This is a genomic window from Arthrobacter sp. lap29, from assembly GCF_032458965.1.
Classification (GTDB): Bacteria; Actinomycetota; Actinomycetes; order Actinomycetales; family Micrococcaceae; genus Specibacter; species Specibacter psychrochitiniphilus.
The window spans coordinates 100,508-121,600 of record NZ_JAUCEK010000004.1; the positions used below are offsets into that span (position 1 = coordinate 100,508).

The 21,093-nt window shown below is 61.2% G+C and carries 17 protein-coding genes; 11 read left to right on the forward strand and 6 right to left on the reverse strand.

Annotated features, from left to right (window positions below; translation table 11 throughout):
* Positions 1-45 precede the first annotated feature (45 nt).
* Positions 46-591: a metallopeptidase family protein gene (locus tag RY113_RS08135; RefSeq protein ID WP_315914186.1), complete on the forward strand. Its 546-nt coding sequence runs from the start codon at positions 46-48 to the stop codon at positions 589-591.
* 51 nt (positions 592-642) lie between these two features.
* Here RY113_RS08135 and RY113_RS08140 read toward each other — a convergent pair whose 3' ends face one another.
* From RY113_RS08140 to RY113_RS08150, 3 genes are read right to left on the reverse strand one after another with little or no spacing between them, the layout of a single operon-like run.
* Positions 643-2,565: a DUF5719 family protein gene (locus RY113_RS08140; RefSeq protein WP_315914187.1), complete on the reverse strand. Its 1,923-nt coding sequence runs from the start codon at positions 2,563-2,565 to the stop codon at positions 643-645.
* Positions 2,558-5,983: a glycosyltransferase family 2 protein gene (locus tag RY113_RS08145; RefSeq protein ID WP_315914367.1), complete on the reverse strand. Its 3,426-nt coding sequence runs from the start codon at positions 5,981-5,983 to the stop codon at positions 2,558-2,560. Before RY113_RS08145 ends, RY113_RS08140 begins: the two co-directional genes overlap by 8 nt.
* The gene (locus RY113_RS08150; protein WP_110104644.1) at positions 5,983-6,516 is read right to left on the reverse strand and encodes a WhiB family transcriptional regulator; all 534 of its coding nucleotides are present in this window, start codon (positions 6,514-6,516) and stop codon (positions 5,983-5,985) included. Before RY113_RS08150 ends, RY113_RS08145 begins: the two co-directional genes overlap by 1 nt.
* Before the next feature lie 414 nt (positions 6,517-6,930).
* Here RY113_RS08150 and RY113_RS08155 point away from each other — a divergent pair, with 414 nt between their 5' ends.
* On the forward strand, positions 6,931-7,752 hold the full coding sequence (locus tag RY113_RS08155) for a TIGR03089 family protein (RefSeq protein WP_315914188.1): 822 nt from the start codon (positions 6,931-6,933) through the stop codon (positions 7,750-7,752).
* Positions 7,753-7,777: 25 nt separating this feature from the next.
* On the opposite strand, the gene RY113_RS08160 is transcribed toward RY113_RS08155, so the two are convergent.
* Positions 7,778-8,281 (reverse strand): GtrA family protein, encoded by a 504-nt coding sequence (locus RY113_RS08160; protein WP_110104645.1) that lies wholly within the window; start codon positions 8,279-8,281, stop codon positions 7,778-7,780.
* A gap of 175 nt (positions 8,282-8,456) precedes the next feature.
* On the opposite strand from RY113_RS08160, the gene RY113_RS08165 reads away from it, so the two are divergent.
* From RY113_RS08165 to manA, 4 genes are all read left to right on the forward strand, one after another.
* Positions 8,457-9,611, forward strand: coding sequence for a 5-(carboxyamino)imidazole ribonucleotide synthase (locus RY113_RS08165; protein WP_315914189.1), 1,155 nt, complete (start codon positions 8,457-8,459; stop codon positions 9,609-9,611).
* 4 nt (positions 9,612-9,615) lie between these two features.
* Entirely contained in the window at positions 9,616-10,185 is a 570-nt protein-coding gene (gene purE / locus RY113_RS08170) for a 5-(carboxyamino)imidazole ribonucleotide mutase (RefSeq protein ID WP_110104647.1), read from the forward strand.
* A 10-nt stretch (positions 10,186-10,195) separates the two neighbouring features.
* On the forward strand, positions 10,196-11,821 hold the full coding sequence (locus tag RY113_RS08175; protein ID WP_315914190.1) for an LCP family protein: 1,626 nt from the start codon (positions 10,196-10,198) through the stop codon (positions 11,819-11,821).
* Between the two features lie 84 nt (positions 11,822-11,905).
* Complete coding sequence (gene manA / locus RY113_RS08180; RefSeq protein ID WP_315914191.1) at positions 11,906-13,201, forward strand: mannose-6-phosphate isomerase, class I; 1,296 nt, start codon at positions 11,906-11,908, stop codon at positions 13,199-13,201.
* Positions 13,202-13,239: 38 nt separating this feature from the next.
* On the opposite strand, the gene RY113_RS08185 is transcribed toward manA, so the two are convergent.
* Both RY113_RS08185 and glpX read right to left on the reverse strand, forming a co-directional pair.
* Positions 13,240-14,244: a peptidoglycan bridge formation glycyltransferase FemA/FemB family protein gene (locus RY113_RS08185; protein ID WP_315914192.1), complete on the reverse strand. Its 1,005-nt coding sequence runs from the start codon at positions 14,242-14,244 to the stop codon at positions 13,240-13,242.
* Positions 14,245-14,315: 71 nt separating this feature from the next.
* Positions 14,316-15,332: a class II fructose-bisphosphatase gene (gene glpX, locus RY113_RS08190; RefSeq protein ID WP_110104929.1), complete on the reverse strand. Its 1,017-nt coding sequence runs from the start codon at positions 15,330-15,332 to the stop codon at positions 14,316-14,318.
* A gap of 198 nt (positions 15,333-15,530) precedes the next feature.
* Here glpX and RY113_RS08195 point away from each other — a divergent pair, with 198 nt between their 5' ends.
* The 5 genes from RY113_RS08195 to RY113_RS08215 all read left to right on the forward strand — a co-directional run bounded on the left by RY113_RS08195 (position 15,531) and on the right by RY113_RS08215 (position 21,062).
* Positions 15,531-16,118, forward strand: coding sequence for a DUF4245 domain-containing protein (locus tag RY113_RS08195; RefSeq protein ID WP_315914193.1), 588 nt, complete (start codon positions 15,531-15,533; stop codon positions 16,116-16,118).
* A 105-nt stretch (positions 16,119-16,223) separates the two neighbouring features.
* A complete protein-coding gene (locus RY113_RS08200) occupies positions 16,224-16,889 on the forward strand; it encodes a carbonic anhydrase (RefSeq protein ID WP_281268032.1) in 666 nt (221 codons plus the stop codon).
* Positions 16,890-17,063: 174 nt separating this feature from the next.
* Positions 17,064-18,494 (forward strand): class II fumarate hydratase, encoded by a 1,431-nt coding sequence (locus RY113_RS08205; protein WP_110104652.1) that lies wholly within the window; start codon positions 17,064-17,066, stop codon positions 18,492-18,494.
* A gap of 184 nt (positions 18,495-18,678) precedes the next feature.
* Complete coding sequence (locus RY113_RS08210; RefSeq protein WP_315914194.1) at positions 18,679-19,368, forward strand: TetR family transcriptional regulator; 690 nt, start codon at positions 18,679-18,681, stop codon at positions 19,366-19,368.
* A complete protein-coding gene (locus RY113_RS08215; RefSeq protein ID WP_315914195.1) occupies positions 19,365-21,062 on the forward strand; it encodes an MDR family MFS transporter in 1,698 nt (565 codons plus the stop codon). The genes RY113_RS08210 and RY113_RS08215 overlap by 4 nt, the downstream gene beginning before the upstream one ends.
* Positions 21,063-21,093 lie beyond the last annotated feature (31 nt).

Consider the following 21,093-nt stretch of genomic DNA (forward strand, 5'->3'; position numbering starts at 1 on the left):
CCCGCGAGGATATTTCCCCTCCGCGAGCCCGCGGCCTAGAATGAAATGATGGAGTTCAAGGCAATTCATGGCGAGCGTTCGATCCAGATCTCACTTGATCTGCAGGAATCCGATGCTACTGCGGCACCAAACCCGGCGGTCCGAACGTTTCAGCGGCGCCGCCGTGACAGGCATGGCAGGGGGCGCCGTGGCCCGCTCTTAGCTGCCGCCTTGCCCGCCTCGCGGACCCGTGCTGAGAAGTTTGATGACCTGGTGGTGGACTCCGCCGAACGCCTTCGCACCTTGTGGCCCGAGGCACTGGCCACGGTGGAATACCTGGTGGAGGAAGTTCCCGATCAGTTGGAGGCCCTGCTCGCTTCCGGAGCGCAGGCGCCCTTGGGCAAGTATCTCGCCGCCCTCCCCGCAGCTGACGGCCGCCAGGGGGAACCGCCCGCCATCATCATTTACCGCCACCCGGTGGAAGCGCTCTGCGATACTGCCGGACAAGTGCGGGAGCTGGTGCACGAGGTCTTGGTGGAGCAAGTGGCTGGCCTTCTCAATATTGATCCGGACGCAGTTGACCCCTTGTTCCGGCGTTACCGGGGCAACTGACCGGGAGCAACTGACCAGCGCAACTGACCAGCTCAACTGAACGGGGGCGCTCTAGTACCGGGTGCTGATATTGATTGCTTGGGTTCCGGCGGAGGACTGGGCCAGCGGCAGCACGGCAATACCGGCGCCCCCATCCTTGACGAGTACTTGTGAGCCGAAGGCCGGTGCACCCGAGACGGAAGCTATCACGGCAACGCTTTCACTACCCAGCAGTTTCTTGGCGTTGACGGCTACCGAGGTGCCAGCCCGTACCTCCACGTCCTTGCCCTGACCCAAGACCCCGCTTGCTGAAACGGGCACCAAATTGATAGTGGCGCTGCCTTCAAAGGCGGCAAACACCAAGCTGGTATCAACATCATTTTGCAAGGTCATCAGATGGGTCTCGCCCAGCCGGGGCGAGGATGGAGCGTAGGCGAAGTCTACGGCGGCCCCTGGCTTGGTGAAGCTGCTGAGCCGCACAGCGGCCGTAACGGCGGTGTCCGCTGTGATGGCCAGTGAATAGCTGCCCTCGGGCAGCCCTGCCAGAGAGAGCGTACTGACCTTGCCCGCGGCGGCGCTCAAAACGCCTCCGTTGGGCAGGGCCACCTGGCCGTCTTTGCCGAAGGCCTTGACCTCCAGGACCGCGTCCTTTATCCCAGGTACCGTGACCATCAATGCGGTATCGGCATCTGCGTAATCATTCTGCGCCGTGATCTTGGCGGATTCCGCCACGGACCGAACCTGCACGCCCGCAATGGCCAATGAGCTGGCCGGTGCTTGGACCGGCGCCAAATAATCGATCCCGCCCGGGGTCAGACCGCGGAGCACCGACTGCTGAATCACTGCGCTGACGGGGCCTCCCACACTCTTGACATGGACGCTGAGCGCGTCCGAGTCCGGGGCAAGGCCTGACAGTACAACGGAGCGCACAGTTCCCGGCGCAACCACCAATCCCTTACTGCCTGCTGACTGCACGGGTCCATCTGAACCAAAAAGTTCAAGGGAAACAGTAGCGGGACTCAGGGAGGAGTTAGCCAAAGCAAGGATTGCGGTCCGTCCCACCATGGTGCTCGCCCCGGTAAGCCAGACTTCATTGCTTGGCTGTTGGCAGGTGGCAGCCGCTAGCCCGGCAAGATCACCGTCAGTGGCCTCAACGATGACAGATCCGCTCCCCTGTGAACTCTCGGGGCCGAGCGGGTCAAGACGAAGCACCGACGGGCCCGCCACGGTTTTCCCGATCAATACTTCGGCACGGGCTTTTGGTTCACCGCTCAGCACCGGCGCACTCGCCGAAGCCTGAGCTGAAGCAGAGGTTGCTGATGGTTTGGCAAGGACAGCCAGAGGGGAGAACTTGCCGTCCAGCCCCTGAATCTGCGATCCCGGGATGTCTCCCGCGGCGCTGCTGAGCACCACGGCGTTGACGGAGGTCTTGGTGCCTGAAGAACTTGGCGAAAACTCCGGATCGGCCCCTGCTGCGGAACCGGCCAGCAGTTGAGTGGGACCTTGACAGTTCGCCATGGATTCGCCAACAGGAAGTACATGCGGGCTCGGTGTCGTCACGGCGGTGGCATCCACGCCAGGGAACAAACTGCCGGCACCCACTACGGCAACAGCCACAGCCGCCGTGGCCACGCCGGCCACAATGGCCGGCCAGCGGCGCGCGGCCTTCCGGGTAGCCCTACCTCGCGGGGTAGCAGCTTTCTGCGCCTTCTCAGCCTTGGTGGGCTTCTCGGATTTCTCGACTTTGGCTGCTTTGGCGGCCTTCTCGAATTTCTCGGCTTTGGAGGGCTTGGCGGCTTTCACAGCCTTGGCGGGCTTGGCTGCTTTCTCAGCCGAAGCGACAGCCTTGGCGTCAACCGTGGCGGCTTTCTCAGCTGAAGCGGCAGCCTTGGGGTCAACGGCTGGTTCACTCAGCGGGGTCTCGATGAGCTTTTCGCCCTGAGTTTCACTACCAGCCGAGTTAGCCTCAACGTTGTTGTCCTTATTTTCAGGCACGTCTACCAACCCTTTGCAACGATGCTTCATCCCGGTATGCACCGGTGCGGCCACGACGGGCCCGGACGGGAACTGCCAACAGGATTGTCAATCCGAAGATCAGCAACATGACAATGGTAAACACTGCATCCAGTGGCTGAATATAGCGAATCTCCAAGGTTCCGGCACTAGCAGGTAGCTCAAAGGCCTGAGCCCAGCCTGCGGTGACGGGCTTGAGCGGCTTGCCGTTAAGCCAGGCCTGCCACTGGGAGTCTGCACGTTCGGCCATCACCACAGTGCGGCCAGGTGCCCCGGCAGCAATGGCACTTTTCACACCGAGGCCGTTCGATGGCACGGGAGAAGTAGCTTTTCCACCCGCATCGACCAGCCGTACACGATTCACAACGTCAGTGTCACCCGCCGTTGTGTAGCTGGGTGCAACACGCCACAACCACCCTGATTCGGTGGGTCCAACGCTATTGAGCCCGGGAACCCCTTCAAGTTCGCTGGCCAGTAGCTCAGCGGCTGTGTCACCGGGACGCAGCACCACGAATCCTACGCCCAGATCCACCAGTTGGTTTCGGGGGTCAATGCCCGACTTGGACACCAGGGCGGCCACCGTTGACTCCAAAATCTGTGTTGGCGCATCGCTGGCAAGAATTGCCTCGTTCCCCGGCGCACCCGTGATGCGTGCTGCTGCGGAAATTCCTGAGAGCGAGTCCAAAGTTGTTCCGGCACCTTGCATGAGTGCCGCGTCAATGCTGCCGTCAGGGCGGACCGTGAGCACAATGGTGCGGCTGGCTTCAGGACCTGTACCGCGGTCAGCTGCCGTGGCCGGAATGGTCCCGGCTGTGGCACCTTCCAGCAGGAACGGACCACTCAGCGCCGCACCCGAGTGGTCGGAGGAGAATTGCTGCACTGTCCACGCACCGAGGCTCGCCACCGGCGCTGCCACCAGCACCACTGAGAGCACCACGGCGGTAGCCTTCGCAGCCGGGTGCCGCTCCTTAGAGGTACGGGACGGTTCATAGGCCTGACGGTGAATTGCGTCAAAGCCCACCAGAGCAGCCCCGAGCAAGGCGAAGAATGCAAGGGAAACAGCGGGACCGTTGAACACGGTGACGAGGGTACCGCCGTCGAACGCAACAGCCAGGAGCTTACCGCCGTAGGAAACCCCCAGCGCCAACAGGGCAAGGAGACACAGGCTGCGCACCATGGCGGCGCGGCGCAGGGGAAGCAACAGGGCAATCACGGCCGCTGCCACTACCGGCACTCCAATGATTCCCACGAAAACGCCGGTCAGCCAGGGCGCTGCACCCAAACCGAGGACGCCTTCAACAGTGTCCAGCTGAAGCGGGAAACCAAGGATCTGTTGCCAGAGAGGGCCCTGAGTTGCCGCGAGGGGAAGCCCCGGATCGGCCAGAAGCGCACGGGGATTTTCCCAGGCAGACCAAACAAAAGGCAAGAAGAGAGCGGCCGTTGGCAGCAAGGACCACCAAATGGTCCTACCCCGGCGTCCCAGAAGCACGGTTGCGGCCAGTACACCCACCACGGCCACCACAAACAGGCTCGGCGCAGCGGCGCACACAACGGCCAAGGCAAGGCCCGCAGCGGCAGCGGCAGTCCACGAGGGGTTGCCGCCCACGCCCGGCCGGCCAAGCTTGAACACTGCAGACTTAGAGGTTGCGGACTTCGCTGTTGCGGATTTGGTGCTGGGGAGGGCACCCTCCACGGTGCCCGGAACGCTCTCGGGGCTTACCGCGCCACCGACAGCGCGGATCATTCCCAGCATGACGATGGGAATCAGGATGTGGGCCAGGAGGGCACCCACGCGGCCCTGGCCCAGTGCGATCAGCAGTGCCGGGGCACCTGCCCACCCCAGAGCCGCAACCACGCGCGGCCAGCGGCGCAGAGTTAACGCACCGGCTGCCAGCCAAGCTGTGAAGGCTGACAGCGGTAGGGCCAACAGCACGAGCCACAGGACGCTCAGCGAAGCGTTTCCGCCCAGTGCGCCGAGCAAAAACAAAATAAAGTTGAAGGGATTGCCCCGGCCGGGCATGCCCGATCCGAGAGAAATCCACCAATCAGTGGCATGGCTCCAGATGGTGCCAATATCAGCGGAGAGGGGCAGCAGGGCCCCGCCCATCAAAGCCGGAACTCCAAGGAACCGTGAGAGCGCCACAAGCGCGAGCACCCCCAGCACCACTACCAAGGCGAGCCCACTGATGATGGGTGCCGTTCTGGTGGCGGCCAGCGGAGTCACATTTTCCCTGTGACTTTCTCCTGTGGGTTCCAAAAGGGAGGGACCTTCAAGAATGTCCTCGGAGCTGTGCTCTTCCGGGCCAACGGATTCACGGAGCATTTTCAGGTGGTCCCTTGCCGTCCGTTCTGGCACGTGCAGACCCTTGTGGACGGAGCGGCGTTGGGTTCGGGTGGCGGCTAGGGAAGCCCTGCTGCGCCGCAACGCGAGGGGATGCATCAGGCCCGCGCAGGTGGCGATGAACATCCGCACGGCATGACCGGGCGCCTTCAGCACAAATCCTGCCAAGAGCCAATAAATAGCGGAGAAGAACGTGCCAATGCACAGCAAGGGGACACCCCAGGCCGGGGCGTGCTTGAGCCTGAGAAAAATGCCTGCCTTACGGGCAGCCACGGCTGAACCTACGCCGTTGGGCCTGTGCACCACGTGAAACATATGGGCTGCGGGTACTACCAGAACCCTGTCTCCGGCCATCCGGACGCGGGCGCAGAAGTCCAGGTCATCTCCGGGGCCGGGCAGTGCCGGGTCAAATCCGCCCAGTCTTTCAAAGACATCTCGACGCACCAGCATGCCGGCGGTATTCACGGCAAACATGTCAGTCAAGTGATCGTACTGGCCTTGATCCTGCTCATCGAGTCCCACCAGGGAAAAGCGGTCAAACCACTTGTTGGCGCGCAACCCCACATCGACGAGTCGCCTGTGGTTGTCCCAGTCGAGCTGCTTACAGCCAACAACAGTGGCCGTGGTGGCCCGCTCGGTGGCTTCAATCAACAGCTGAAGGGCATCCGGGGCGGGCGCCGCATCATCTTGCAGGAGCCAAAGCCATTCGTTGCAGGTGGGCAGCTCCTCCTCGAGCACACCCACTCCCCCGGAAGGTCCCTGTGATCCGTGGCGCGCTGTGCGGGCAGGCAGAACGGCAGCGCCGTGGAGCCGCTTTTGGTGCTCGAGCACTGCATTGACGGCTGACCCGTAGCCTTTGCGGGCTTCGAGGGAGATCACATGACGCTCACCGAGTTCCTTGCGCAGCAACTCACCAGAGTCATCTGTGGAGCCAACGTCTGCGGCCAACACCTGATCCGGCTGATGTGTCTGTGCGGCCAAAGCGGCCAGGACTGCGGGTAGATAGGCACCGCCGTTGTGGGCAACCAGAACGGCCGTGACTTTTACTGCTTCAAGAATTAGACCGCTCGCTTCCGCAGCCGCCGGCGCTCACGCTCCGACAGGCCGCCCCAGATTCCAAACCGTTCATCATTGGCCAAAGCATATTCAAGGCACTGAGCTTTGACGTTGCACGCCCCACACACCTTCTTCGCGTCCCGGGTTGAACCGCCCTTTTCAGGGAAGAACGCCTCTGGATCGGTTTGTGCGCACAGGGCGTCAGTCTGCCAGCCTAGTTCACCTTCGTCACTAAAATCATCACGAGGCAGGCCCAAGCCGATCCAGATGGGGTCAGGGTCCGCTCCTTCAACATCCGAAAGTCCCTGATCCAAGGCGGGCTCTGTGGGTGCCTGCAACTCATGTGCGGTCAGGAACGCCGTGGCAGCATCAGCCAAAACCTGACGATTTTCACGCTCATGAAACTCTGCGGCATCCGGATCTGCAGGGTCCACATACCAATCGGTGGGCACACCCCGAGAACGGTATGCGGCTGCAGCTTGCGCCGCTACCGAGTCGTCACGAAAATCCTCCACACTCAGCTGCGCTTGCCCCATAATCGTCCTCCTGAATGTTGCCGCTGACACTGTCAATCAACCATCCGGTTCCCGCAACATGCGGACTGCAGTGCCAAACTCAGCGGTTGGTGCGTCTAATTACATCCATGTAAGTCCGCCACGTCAAGCCGGGAGGAGATGATAACCACTCCCAGTGCGGTTCTACCCGCACGCCACGCCCGGCATTTTCAGACCAATACATTCGTGTCTTTTGGTCTCTAACCGCCAAAATCCCGTGTTCTTGGGCAGAATTGGAAGTTTTTTGAGAATTCATGGGGAATACCCAGCTTTATCCGTGTAACGCACATCACGTAACAATTGGATTTCCTCCAATCGGTGGAGATCTGCTCCGCGTTGACCTCTGTGTTGACCTCCGTGTTGACCATGGCAAAATGGGCTCTCATGGACCGCTCTGTGAATACCCCCGAAAAGCTACTGCACGCCTTCCGCACCGATAACCCCACATCACCCCGTTTGACGTGGTACGGCCCGGGCTCCGAAAGGGTGGAATTCTCCGGGCGGGTCTTAGATAACTGGGTGGCCAAAACAGCCAACTATCTGGTGGATGAGCTCGACGCCGAACCCGGCACCGTGGTTGCCCTGCACTTGCCGCTGCACTGGCGTTCCATGGTCTGGTTGCTTGCCACGTGGGCTGTGGGAGCGAAGGCAGTAACGGTTCCCGGCACAACTATCTCCAGCACTACTGATGCCCCCGGAGCGGATGCGGAGACCGACCTGTGGGCCGAGCTGGCCGCAAACGCAGACATTCTCGCCACAGCCTGGCCGGACGTGGCGCACAGCCATTTGACCGGGGCTAAGAGTGATCTGCTGGTTGTGGCCGTTGCCCTGCCCGCTCTGCAGATGCGCTGGATGTCAGAGCTGCCCCCACGAACTCTTGATTACTCCGGCGACGTGCGTTCGCACGCCGATGTTTTCTTTGCCGACAGCGCCGCTGACTCACAGGACGTGGCCTGGCAGCACCACAGCACGGGGACCAGCGAGTGCAGCACCACTTATGCAGCACTGCTCACCCCAGGTGCCGAATTACTTTCGGTGCCGCACATACCATTGCCACTTGACCCCCAGCGGGTCCTGCTGCATGTGAGGGACGGATGGGACGCCGTTGTGCGGGACGCCTTGAGTATTTGGGCGGCCGGCGGATCAATAGTTTTACTCGCTGACGGCGTAGCCGATACTCCCGCCCTGCGTGCCAGCGAACAGATTACGCTGCGCTAATCTACGCTGGGGCCAGCGCAGAAACTCAGGCCTCGTGTTCAGCCTGAATCAGGCTGTGGTCAGCCTCATATCCGGGCTCCTGATCCAGCTCGTCAGTGAAAACCCAAAATCTGTAGGCGAAGAACCGGAAAATTGTCCCCAGAACCAAGCCGATGATAGAGCCGGAGACAAAGTCAGCGGTGGTGGATTCAAAGCCCAGCACCCAGTGCGAGATGTATACACAGGCTGCCGCAATGCCCATGCCAATACCGTTCATGATGATGAACAGGAATACTTCGCGGAGCACATTGGCTTGGCGGCGGTGGCGGAACGTCCAGTAACGGTTGGCGAGCCAGGAGAAGACGGTAGCCACCGCGGCGGAGATGATCTTTGCCTTGGTGGGGTGCCCGCTCATGCCGCCACTGAGCAGCCACAGATAAATTCCGGTGTCTATAACGAAGGCAAAACCGCCCACAACACCGAACTTTGCCACTTCACGCCAAAAGAGGCCCATCAGGCCTTGGATGCGATCTACAAGCTTTTGAAACATGGTCCTCCGTCAGGCATTTTGGCCAAAAACGGATGATTCTCGCTGCAGCCTCTGGTGAAATTCTAAGCCAAAGATTCCACTACTGACGTGCGTGTGTTGCCTAAAACACCTTATAAAGGCCTAGCAGCACTGGTCAAAGCATGCATCTGGCCAGAGGTTCGGTACGCTGGGGACTGTGACTTTTCCTGTAATCGGTGTGGTGGGTGGCGGACAGCTAGCCCGCATGATGGCCCCCGCAGCCGTGGCCCTTGGTTTTGAATTACGCGTCCTTGCTGAATCGCCGGAGGTGTGTGCGGTGCCGGTAGTGGCCCACGCCCCCGTGGGCGATTACAAGGATCTTGATACTATGCGTGCTTTTGCCCGCGGCGTGGACGTGCTCACTTTTGACCACGAACACGTCCCAAACAGCCATTTGCAGACGCTGATCGCGGAGGGCGTCAACGTCCAGCCCCGGCCCGATGCGCTGGTCAATGCCCAGGACAAGCTGGTCATGCGCGCCGCCATTGAGCGCCTTGGCTTGCCCAACCCGGCTTGGGCCGCTGTGGCCTCACCGGCAGACGTGGCCGCCTTCGGTGAAAGCCACGGCTGGCCCGTTGTCCTAAAGATGCCCCGTGGCGGTTATGACGGCAAGGGTGTGCGGGTGTTGCGCTGCGTTGCCGACGCCGAGGCTGCCGCCGATTGGTTTGCGGCCATGAACCCACTGCTGGTGGAGGAGATGGTTGAGTTCTCCCGCGAGCTTTCCGCGCTGGTGGCCCGCACGCCGTCCGGCCAGGCCAAGGCCTGGCCGGTAGCAGAATCCATCCAGGTTGACGGGGTGTGTGATGAAGTCATTGCCCCCGCCCCGGACATCGCGCCCAAGGTGGCCAGCGCCGCAGCGGCTGCCGCCCTGCGCATTGCCAACGAGCTCGCCGTGACAGGTGTCATGGCCGCCGAACTGTTTGAAACCCCGGGCCGCGCCCCCGGCTTCCTCATCAATGAACTGGCCATGCGTCCGCACAACACCGGGCACTGGACCATGGACGGGGCCGTGACCGGCCAGTTCGAACAGCACCTGCGTGCCGTACTGGACCTCCCCTTGGGTGACACCGACGCGCTCGGGCCGATTGTGGTCATGAAGAACTTTTTGGGCGGCGCCAACCAGGACTTATTCAGCGCCTACCCCGCCGCACTGGCTGCCGAGCCGTCCGTTAAAGTGCACAGCTATGGCAAGTCTGTGCGCCCCGGCCGCAAGATTGGTCACGTGAATGTGATTGGTGCCAAGCACGACGACGTCACTGCAGTACGTGCCCGCGCCACCACCGTGGCAAACATCATTAGAGACGGAGCGTAAAACCATGAGCAGCACACCCACACCCCTTGTTGGCATTGTCATGGGTTCAGATTCTGACTGGCCTGTCATGGAGGCTGCGGCGGCGGCCCTGTCCGAGTTCGGCATCCCCTTTGAAACTGACGTTCTCTCCGCTCACCGGATGCCCCTTGAAATGATTTCCTACGGCCAACAGGCTGCTTCCCGCGGCATCCGCGTCATCATTGCCGGCGCCGGCGGTGCCGCACACCTGCCCGGTATGCTCGCCTCCGTCACAACTTTGCCCGTGGTAGGTGTCCCTGTTCCGCTGAAGACCCTTGATGGCATGGACTCCCTCCTCTCCATTGTGCAAATGCCTGCCGGAGTACCCGTGGCCACCGTGTCCATCGGCGGGGCTCGCAATGCAGGGCTCCTGGCCGTGCGTATGCTGGCGGCCGGAACTGACGAGCTGGCAGCCTCCTTGGCGGCCCAATTGGCAACTTTTGCCCAGGAACTCAACCACCAGGCCACAGCCAAGGGAGCAGCCCTGCGGGAGAAGGCAAGCGCCACGTACCCGCTGGCCATGGCCCGGCCCGTTTCCGCCCTGACCGGGGCGTGATCACAAGAGCATGAGCTTTAGCAGTCCCAAGGTTTCGCGGCCCTCTAATTCTCCGCCCACGTTGACAGACCCTGCCCGTTTCCCGGAACCGGCCTCGGCCCCCGTGCGTTCGAGGCGGGCCTGGATCTTGTTGCTGCTGACACTTATACTTCCTGGCGCCGCCCAGGTAGTGGCAGGCAATAAGCGTCTGGGCCGGTTGGCACTGCGCTGTACCTTCACGGTCTGGGCTTTGGTGATTGCCGCCGTCTTACTGGCTTTGCTCCAGCGCGAGACACTGCTGAATCTTTTTACCAGCCCCGTGCCGTCCTTGCTCATCATTGTGGTTTTGGTTGCTTTGGCGGTGGGCTGGGCCTACATGTTCCTGAACACCCTGAGCATCATCCGGCCCGGCCTGCTGGCACCGGGAATGCGCGGCATGATCAGTATTGCCGTGGTTGTCTTGATGGTGCTGACCAGCGGCTCCTTGGGCTACGGCGCTTTTCTCATTAATTCCGGACGCAATGCCATCACCAGCATTTTCGCGGCCGGCCCCAATATGAAACCAGTTGACGGCCGCTACAATTTTCTCCTCATGGGCGGCGACGCCGGTGAGGACCGCAGTGGCAGGCGCCCGGACTCCATCATGGTGGTCAGTGTTGATGCAAAAACCGGTCAGGCTGCCACCATCAGCATTCCGCGCAACTTCCAGAATGCGCGCTTTGAGCCCGGCTCTCCCCTATGGGATGTCTACCCGGATGGCTACAACTGCGGGGATCAGTGCATCATTAACTTCCTCTACACCGATGTCACTAACAACCACCCCACTCTGTATCCGGGTTCGGCGGATCCCGGCGCCAGCGCCATGATGGATGCCGCCGGCGGCATCCTGGGCCTGAGTATCCAAGGTTATGTTCTGGTGGACATGGCTGGCTTCTCCAATTTAATTGACGCCTTGGGCGGGGTCACAGTCAATGTGGGCGGCTGGGTACCAATCAGCGGCGATGACATCAACGGTACCGGCGATCATCTGCCACCCACCGGTTGGATTGCCCCGGGTGTGCAAAAGCTCGACGGCTACCATGCCCTCTGGTTTGCCCGCTCCCGGCAATGGGTGCTGGAGTACAACCGGAGCCAGCGCCAGCAGTGCATTCAGGCCGCGATGCTGGCCCAGATGGACCCGGCCACCATCTTCACCAAATTCAGTGCACTTGCTGATGCCGGATCAAAGGTTGTTGAATCAGACTTACCTGCCGGACAGTTGGGCAGCTTCGTCTCGCTGGCGCTGAAGTCCAAGGGACACCCGCTGGCCCGCCTGACTATTGGTCCCCCAGATTTCGATAAAAACTTCCCCACATATCCGGACTTTGGGGTGCTGCACCAGCGGGTCAAGCAGCTCCTGAACCCTCCGGCGAGCACTCCCAAGGCGCCTACATCTAAGGCGCCCGCACCGGCAGAGCCGGCAGCACCTGCAGCACCGGCCCCGGAAGTACCCGCCGAACCGGCTCCGGAAGCTCCTGCTGCCCAGGCACCAACTCCGGCGGCGCCCTCTTCGGGGCCGGAGATCACTGCCGAATACCTGCAGCAACTTGCCATCAACGGTGACGATCTCACGCTGGGGTCACTGTTGGCGAACAACGGCACCTGCTCCCCCGGCTAAACACCCCACACGGGTGCCGGGGCCCGGCCACGGGCCACAACTTTCAATCGATCTACAGCTCGTCTTGGACCAGGAGAAATTTTTATGTTTGCTCTGACGAACGTGACCCGTGACTACGCATGGGGTTCAACCACGGCCATTGCCGCACTTTTGGGCACCACGCCCAGCGGCGGTCCCGAGGCGGAGTTGTGGATGGGCGCCCACTCTGACTCCCCTTCGATCGCTTCCACTCCTGACGGTGGGGTGCCCCTTGATGAGCTGATTGCCCAGCATCCACTTGAGACGCTGGGCCAGCAGGTCCATGCTGACTTTGGTGCGAAGTTGCCTTTTCTGGCGAAGCTTCTCGCAGCCGAATCCGCACTTTCCCTCCAGGTGCACCCCACGCTGGAGCGGGCCGGGGAACGGTTTGCGGCCGAAGAAGCCGCTGGTATTCCGCGCGACGCCGCGCACCGCAACTACAAGGATGCGAACCACAAGCCGGAGATGATTCTGGCTCTGACACCTTTCGAGGCCTTGTGCGGATTTCGGCCATGCGCCGAGGCCGCGGCCCTCTTCCGTGCCGTGGCGGCAGCCATCGAGGCTCACGGCGCTCAGGTTCCAGAGCTTCTGCACCAGCTAGAGATGACCTTGAATTCCCGTATGGCTGCCCCCATGGTGGTGCGCCGCGCCTTTGAAACACTCGTGGACGGTGGGGCTGCCACCACAGCCCTTGTGGAACTGGCCGCCGCCGCTCTGGCAGCGGACAGCACAGCTCTGGCAGCGGGTGAGGGCGCCGCCTCCAACACTTGTGCAGGGCTGCCGGATAACGGCGCCGCCTCCCTGCGCACCGTGGTGGAACTGGCGGGGCAATATCCTGGAGATGCCGGGGTGCTGGTCTCGTTGTTGTTGAACAGGGTATCGCTGCGCCCCGGTGAGGCCATCTACATGCCAGCTGGCAACATCCACGCGTACTTGAACGGCCTGGGTCTTGAAGTGATGGCGTCATCGGATAATGTGCTGCGCGGCGGCCTGACGGCCAAGCATATGGACGTCCCGGAGCTGCTTGACACGGTGAACTTTAGCCCCAACACGGTCCCCATGGTCCCCACCCGCACCACGGATCTCGGTCAGCAGGTCTGGGAGCCGCCTTTCGCCGAATTTGCGCTTCAGCGAGTGGAGCTTTCAGCCGGGGCCGCCCCGGTCCCCTTGGTCCAGAACGGCCCGCTACTGGTACTGGCGGTGCAAGGCTCCGTCCTGCTGGACTCGCCGCGCAGCGACATGGCGCTACACCGGGGTGGCTGCGTCTTCATTCCTGCTGTTGAAAACCCTGTGATGGTTCACCCCGGCGCCCAGGCGGGCAGTGAACCGGCCGTCATTTTCGCGGTCACCGTCGCGGGGTGACCGCCATGGTTTAGCCTGAGAGTCACCGCGCCCGAACGTCAGCGCTTGAGCAGTCCGCGGACCTTCTTGAGCGAGCGGCGTGCCACGGGAAGGGCCTTGGCGAACACGGGGTACAGCGGAGAAAGCCCCAGATCCCAGGTGCCTGCGAGCATGTTCTCATGGTCGGCGAAGCCAAATTTGAACTTCGAAACACCGTCATTGAGCAGGCCGTTGAAATCGTAGCGGCGTATCCCCCGCGCCTTCATCTCCTGGATAGCCAGCCACTTCAGGGAGAAGTTTGCCCGCAGCACACTGCCTTCCTCGCTCATGCCGCCATACAGCTCAAACGCGGTGGACTCGCTTGACGCGAGCCACAGGAATGCCACCAGTTTCTCGCCGTCAAACGCGCCATAGATGGGTGATCCCTGCGCCAAATTCGCCAGAATGTCACTGTAATAAGCGTCCTCGTGGATACCGAATTCGGCACGCTGGGCGGTTTCCTTGTACACGGCCATGCACAGGGGAAGCTCGGCGGCTGTGACAGCGCGGTACACCAGCGCCTCCCTGCTGGACTTGCGAATGTACTGGCGCGTCTTCTTGCTCATGGCCGCCAGCAACTGCTCCTCGGTGCGGGTCAGATCCAAAATGAGGGTCCGCGGAATGAGGATGCTGGTGGGGCTGGGAGTCCAGCCCGTTGCGGGCAGGGTGGCCACGGCCACGGTATCCGCGTCCCAATCCGGTTCAATGCTCAGCGCCACGGATTTGTGGGTGGCCTTCACATACCGGCCCACGGCGTCAAGCACTTCATGCTCCCGGCCCGGCTCCGCCTGTGGTCCTCTCGCGAGGTACGCCAACGAGCGGAAGGGTACGGGCAGTGAGCGCAGCAGGATCTGTGCGGAGCCCACAAGCATCTGGCCGTCCTTGACCAAAACACGATCCACACTCCAGTTGTGGGCAGCTTTGGTCTCACCCCAACCCCACAGCTGCATGGGGTGGCCCTGCTGCGAGTTCACTACGGCATCCCACTCGTCACGGACAAGGCACGGCACAACACTTAAAGTCATGCTTCAACCCTACCGGCTACTGCTGGTGCCGGGTCCCGCAGGCCGCGTGACCCGGCTCCGTTAGCTGGTGCTTAGCCGCGGCGGGCGTAGGTCTCCCACTTGGCTGCCTGGTGTTCGCCCTCCACGAAGCGGATGGTTCCGGACTTGGAGCGCATCACGATGGACTGGGTCAGGACACGGCCCTTATCGTAACGGACACCCTTAAGCAGGTCTCCGTCAGTGATGCCAGTGGCTGCGAAATAGCAATTATCGCTGGTGACAAGGTCATTCGTTGACAAAACCCGGTCAAGATCGTGGCCGGCATCAATGGCTTTTTGCTTCTCGTCATCGTCAGTGGGCCAGAGCCGGCCCTGAATGACGCCGCCCAGGGTCTTCATGGCACAGGCCGCCACAATCCCTTCAGGGGTTCCACCAATACCCATGAGAGCGTCAACACCGGTTCCGGGGCGGACAGCAGCAATGGCCCCGGCAACATCGCCGTCGAGGATGATCTTGGTCCGGGCACCGGCGTCGCGAATTTCTTGGATCAGGCCCTGGTGACGGTCACGGTCAAGGACCATCACCGTGAGCTGGTTAATTTTCACACCCTTGGCCTTGGCAATCAGGTGCAGGTTCTGCTTCACGGGCAAGCGCAGATCAACCATGTCCGCAGCCTCGGGGCCCGTCACCAACTTCTCCATGTAAAACACGGCGGAGGGATCAAACATGGTGCCGCGCTCAGCCACAGCCAAAACGGCGAGAGCATTGTTGATGCCCATGGCGGTCAGCCGGGTGCCGTCAATCGGGTCAACAGCCACATCACACTCTGGTCCGGATCCGTCACCAACAACTTCACCGTTATAGAGCATGGGAGCTTCATCTTTTTCACCCTCCCCAATGACCACAACACCGTTGAAGTGGACAGTTGAAAGGAGCGAGCGCATGGCGTCCACGGCGGCACCATCGGCAAGGTTTTTTTCGCCAAAACCTACCCAGTGGCCACCTGCAATGGCGGCTGCTTCCGTTACACGGACCAGTTCCAGCGCCAGGTTGCGGTCCGGCTCATCGTCACCGACGGCCAATGATCGGGACAATTGCGAATAATCCATCTGTGCTGCTTTTTCAGCCACGTTTAAACCCCATTGTTCAGGTAGGCGCAGTTTTGCTGTGCGCTTTTGCACGCAGTCCTGGCGTTTTATTGCCTACTCAAGCAATCATAGGTGACTGCGTGAAACAAAAAGCCGTGAGGTGCGCCACAGCGCCTCCAGCGGGACGCTTTGGCTCTCCACATCTGGGAAGATGGGGAGGTGAGTGATTCCAGCCCTACCCCGCCCTTCAAGCCCACCATTGCCGCCGGAGCAGCAAAACGCGCCAATGCTTCACTGGTTGGCATGCTCTTGGCCATTTTCTCTACCATCGCCATTGTGTTGACTATTGTGTGGCTTAACCCTCAGCAAAAAGCCGAGAGCTACCGCATGGACATTGACGTCTCCGCGGTTGCCAAGCATGCCGCAGATACGGCCGGCTTTGCCCCTGTGGCCCCGCTTCTGCCCGATGGTTGGTACGCCAACTACGCTCGGTGGAACCCTGCCGGTGCAGATGGTGTGGCTTTTTGGGACGTTGGTTACGTCACGGCAAGTAACACTTTCATTGCCTTGCGCCAGTCCATCACGGCCAACCCCACGTGGACAGCAGACCAGTCTTCCAACGCCCCTATTACGGGCACTCGGGCCATCAATGGGCACGAGTGGGAAGTGCGTGATAAACCTAAAGGGGACCGCAGCTTGATCTTGAACTCCGGAGATAACACCGTCATTTTGACTGGTGCTGCGGATTTCGCCGATTTTGACTTCCTGGCCAAGGCCGCGACCGACTCGCTTAGCAACGGCAAGTAACGTCAGCAGCACGGCACCGGTTGGGGCTGGCACCACCAACCCCGCCGCCGGACCGGCACGCTCCAACTCCAGCTCCAGCATTTCAACTACGAAGGGCAACAACTCATGACCGGTGGAGAAGACGGCAACAGCACCGCAATCGCAATCGCAATGCACCCTCAAACTCCGGCGCAAGCCTGGGAGACGTTGATGGATGGCAATGCCCGGTTTGTAAGTGGCACCTCCAACCACCCCAACCAGGACGCTGCCCGGCGCACGTCACTGCTCTCCGATCAGCACCCCTTCGTCATGATCTTTGGCTGCTCAGATTCGCGCCTTGCCGCTGAAATCATCTTTGACCTTGGCTTGGGCGATGCTTTTGTGGTGCGCACGGCCGGTCATGTTGTGGACAACACCGCCCTGGGCTCATTGGAGTACGGCGTGGAATACCTGGATGTGCCGCTCATTGTGGTGCTCGGTCACGACAGCTGCGGTGCTGTCACGGCCACCAAGTCCGCCGTGGACACGGGAAAGATGCCTGCCGGCTTTGTCCGCGACCTCGTGGAGCGCATCACCCCTTCGGTGCTGGCGTCACTGCGCAAGGATCAGGGCAGTTCCGTCAATGACATGGTAGAAGAGCACGTCAAGCAGACGGCAGCCCGCCTGGTGGAAAACTCCCCCATTATCGCCAGTGCCGTTGCCCGCCAGCGCACAGCAGTGGTGGGCCTGACGTACCGCCTCAATGACGGCACGGCCGATCTTGTCTACAGCAACGGCCACATCCACGGCTAATACCCGAGCCTTAGTACCCCAGATTTAGCGCCCCCCACGCTGAGGCGGGGACGAGAGCGGCACGTACGTGACGCTCTTGTCCCCGCCTTTCGTCAATGGCTGGCCTGCGCGAATCCCCGGGTGGACACGGGCAGGGTTTTCGAACCTGGGGGCGGCGGCGATAGGGTGGATGTCATGACTGATACTGCCCCGGCCTCCGCACAAGAATTCCGTATTGAACATGACACCATGGGCGAGGTCCGGGTTCCGGCCAACGCCCTGTACAGTGCCCAGACCCAGCGCGCTGTGGAGAATTTCCCCATTTCCGGCATGACCTTGGAGTCAGCCCACATTGCAGCCTTGGCGCGCATCAAGAAGGCTGCCGCCACCACCAACGCCGAACTGGGTGTTTTGGATGCTGAGCTGGCCCGCGCCATTGAGGGCGCCGCCGATCAGGTAGCTTCCGGCACGTTTGATGGCGACTTCCCGATCGACGTCTTCCAGACCGGCTCCGGAACCTCCTCCAACATGAACATGAATGAGGTCCTGGCAACTCTGGCCAACAAGGCCCTGGCTGCTGCCGGCTCCGAAAAGGTGGTGCACCCGAACGATCACGTCAACGCCTCACAGTCCTCCAATGACGTGTTCCCCACCTCGGTCCACGTTGCGGCCACCTCCGCCCTGATCAATGATCTTGTTCCGGCCCTTGCTTACCTGGCTGAATCACTGGAGCGCAAGGCCGAGGAATTCAAGGACATCGTCAAGTCCGGCCGCACCCACTTGATGGATGCCACCCCCGTCACGCTCGGACAGGAATTCGGTGGCTACGCCGCCCAGATCCGCTACGGCATTGAACGCGTGGAGTCCGCCCTGCCCCGCGTGGCAGAGGTCCCCCTCGGCGGCACCGCGGTTGGCACGGGCATCAACACCCCCGCTGGTTTCCCGCAGCGCGTCATTGCCCTGCTCGCACAGGACACCGGCCTGCCGTTGACCGAGGCACGCAACCACTTCGAGGCACAGGCCAACCGCGACGGCCTCATTGAGGCCTCGGGCCAGCTGCGCAACATTGCGTACTCGATCATGAAGATCAATAACGATCTGCGCTGGATGGGCTCTGGCCCCAACACGGGCCTGGGCGAAATCTCCATCCCCGATCTGCAGCCCGGCTCCTCGATCATGCCCGGCAAGGTCAACCCCGTGATCTGCGAGGCCGCCATCATGGTTGCCGCCCAGGTTATTGGCAACGACACCACCATTGCGCTGTCCTCCACCAACGGCGCCTTCGAGCTGAACGTGGGCATCCCGGTCATGGCCGCGAACCTGCTGCAGTCCATCCGCTTGCTGACCAACACCTCACGTGTCATGGCGGATAAGATGATTGACGGCCTCAGTGCCAACGTTGAGCGCGCCCGCTTCCTGGCGGAGGCTTCACCGTCCATTGTGACGCCGCTGAACAAGTACATCGGCTACGAGAACGCCGCCAAGATCGCCAAGCACGCCATCAAGGAAGGCCTGACCATCCGTGAAGCCGTCCTGGCTCTGGGCTTCGTGGACCGCGGCGAACTGACCATGGACCAGCTGGATCAGGGCCTGGACGTCATGGCCATGACTCGCGCACCCAAGTAATTCCTGCACACCGCGCATTAAGTACTGCGCATTAAGCACCGCACACTCAGCACCGCCACGGAGGGACCCGCTGCACTTTACATGGAGCGGGTCCCTCCGCCGTTTCTAAAGGCCGCGGGCCTATGGCACAGCTCACCACGTATTGATTTTGCACTTTGCGGTTAATAGTGCAAACTTTTACTTTGTGACTGAAAGTGCAAAACTCTGCCAGGCCCACGGCCTGCGCGCCCGCAAACGCGAGGCAACCCGCTCCGCCATCACCAAGGCGGCGCGGATTTTTACTGCCCAGAGCGGCCTCAACGGCTTCACCATAGAGCAGTTATGTGAAGAAGTTGGGGTGTCCCGGCGGACGTTCTTCAACTATTTTCCGTCCAAGGAAGACGCCATCATCGGCTACTTGCAAGATGAATTTCCTGCAGATGCCATGGCTGTATTTCTTGCGTGCGGAAAAGCGGACAAGGACCCCGAAGGCAATCCCGCAGGTGAACCGTGGCCATTGAGCACCACCCTCGTGCAGGATTTATTTACCCTCGCCTGCGCCATGACGGAGCAAATGGACTTCTCCAGGGGACACATTCAGGATCTCCTGGCGGCCATGAAAAAAGAACCCCAGCTCATGATCAAGGTGATAGGAAGTGCCCATGCCCGTGAGCAGGAGTTCGCCGAACTGATAGCCCAACGCGAACAGCTTCCCGTAGACGATCCGATGGCGCGCATGGCAGCAGCCCTCTTCGGTACCTGTTCACAGCGTGCCAGCATGGCGTTCTTTTCCGAGGACAACACCTCCTCCTACGCCTGCCTCCTCGCCGCGAATATCACCACGGCCCAAAAACTTTTCACCTTGTCACACACCACCTTTGAAGGAAGTCCATGAGTACTGCACTCAAAGCAGGGGAACCCCTCCTGTTGACCCAAAAGAGGATCTGGATCATCTTCTCCGCGCTGATCGCCGGAATGATGCTCTCGAGTCTGGACCAAACCATTGTTTCCACCGCCATGCCCACCATTGTGGGCAAGCTCGGCGGTGTAGAGCACCAGACGTGGATCACCACCGCGTACCTGCTGGCCACCACCATTGTGATGCCCATCTACGGCAAATTGGGTGACATCCTGGGACGGCGGAACCTGTTCCTGGCCGCCATCGCCATCTTCACCCTCGCCTCCATTGGTTGCGCGTTTGCCACGGATTTCTGGGGCTTTGTGATCTTCCGCGCCATGCAGGGTTTGGGTGGTGGCGGCTTGATGATCCTCTCGCAGGCCATCATTGCAGACATTGTCCCTGCCAATGAGCGCGGCAAGTACATGGGCCCGCTGGGCGCCATCTTCGGCCTCTCCGCCGTTGCCGGTCCCCTGCTGGGCGGCTACTTTGTAGACCACCTGACCTGGGAATGGGCGTTCTACATCAACATCCCGATCGGCATTGCCGCTTTCATCGTGGCATTCTTTGCCCTGACGCTGCCCTCCAAGAAAGCCACACAGAAGATTGACTTCATGGGTGTGGTGTTCTTGTCCATCGCTACCACCTGCCTCATCTTCTTCACCGATTTCGGCGGTAAGGCCGGTGGCTGGACTTCACTAACAACGTGGAGCTGGGGCGCCGGCATGATCGCAGCCGTTGCCCTGTTCATCGTCACCGAGGCCCGGGCAGAAGATCCCATCATCCCGCTGTCCCTGTTCAAGAACCCCATCTTCTTGAACTCCACGGCCATTGGTTTTGTGCTGGGCATGGGCATGTTTGCCGCCATCGCGTTTGTGCCCACATTCTTGCAAATGTCCACGGGCACCTCCGCCGCCGTCTCCGGACTGTTGATGCTGCCCATGATGGTGGGCCTGATAGGCACCTCCATCTGGTCCGGTATCCGCATGACCAAGACCGGCAAGTACAAGGCCTTCCCCATTGCCGGTTCTCTCGTGACCATGATTGCCATGCTGTGGCTGACCACACTGTCCGCCGAGACCCCCATCTGGGTTATTTGTGCCCAGCTGTTCGTGTTCGGTGCCGGCATTGGCTTGATCATGCAGATCGTGGTCATCGTGGTACAGAACTCCGTGCCGCCTGCACAGCTGGGCACCGCAACCAGCACCAACAACTACTTCCGTGAAGTTGGTTCCGCATTGGGTGTGGCCGTTTTTGGTGCCATGTTCACCACCCGCCTGGCCGAGTCACTCACCAAGGTCTTCACCGAAGCTGGCGCGTCCCCGGAAGACGCTGGCAACTCCATGTCCAGCCTTGACCCGCAGGCGCTGCACCAACTGCCGCAGTCCATCCAGGACGGCATCATCAACGCCTATGCCGATTCCCTGGCCCCCGTGTTCTGGTACCTGGTTCCCTTCATGGCAGTGGCCTTGGTGCTGGCCATCTTCATGAAGGTTATTCCACTCTCAGACACCTCCGGCATGGTGGCCCGCGGCGAGGCCGTAGGCGGTGCCGAAGCCGAGCGTTTGGAGGCAGAGCGCACCGCGAACAAGGCTGCTTCCGGCAATCCGGCATCAGCAACGGACCCCAGCGGCACGGACACTCTCCTACTCGCCAAGGATGAGTCTGCGCAAGGCCCTGACAAACCGTAGTCCGCCCTGGCGAGGCGGGTGCCTAAGCCTC

Bases quoted from the DNA above. Each gene is read 5' to 3' on its own strand.
- RY113_RS08205 (WP_110104652.1), top strand. From the start codon at position 17,064: ATGACTGATACTGCCCCGGCCTCCGCACAAGAATTCCGTATTGAACAT.
- purE (WP_110104647.1), top strand. From the start codon at position 9,616: ATGAGCAGCACACCCACACCCCTTGTTGGCATTGTCATGGGTTCAGAT.
- RY113_RS08185 (WP_315914192.1), bottom strand. From the start codon at position 14,244: ATGACTTTAAGTGTTGTGCCGTGCCTTGTCCGTGACGAGTGGGATGCC.
- manA (WP_315914191.1), top strand. From the start codon at position 11,906: ATGTTTGCTCTGACGAACGTGACCCGTGACTACGCATGGGGTTCAACC.
- RY113_RS08215 (WP_315914195.1), top strand. From the start codon at position 19,365: ATGAGTACTGCACTCAAAGCAGGGGAACCCCTCCTGTTGACCCAAAAG.
- RY113_RS08200 (WP_281268032.1), top strand. From the start codon at position 16,224: ATGACCGGTGGAGAAGACGGCAACAGCACCGCAATCGCAATCGCAATG.
- RY113_RS08150 (WP_110104644.1), bottom strand. From the start codon at position 6,516: ATGGGGCAAGCGCAGCTGAGTGTGGAGGATTTTCGTGACGACTCGGTA.
- RY113_RS08175 (WP_315914190.1), top strand. From the start codon at position 10,196: ATGAGCTTTAGCAGTCCCAAGGTTTCGCGGCCCTCTAATTCTCCGCCC.
- glpX (WP_110104929.1), bottom strand. From the start codon at position 15,332: ATGGATTATTCGCAATTGTCCCGATCATTGGCCGTCGGTGACGATGAG.
- RY113_RS08135 (WP_315914186.1), top strand. From the start codon at position 46: ATGATGGAGTTCAAGGCAATTCATGGCGAGCGTTCGATCCAGATCTCA.
- RY113_RS08160 (WP_110104645.1), bottom strand. From the start codon at position 8,281: ATGTTTCAAAAGCTTGTAGATCGCATCCAAGGCCTGATGGGCCTCTTT.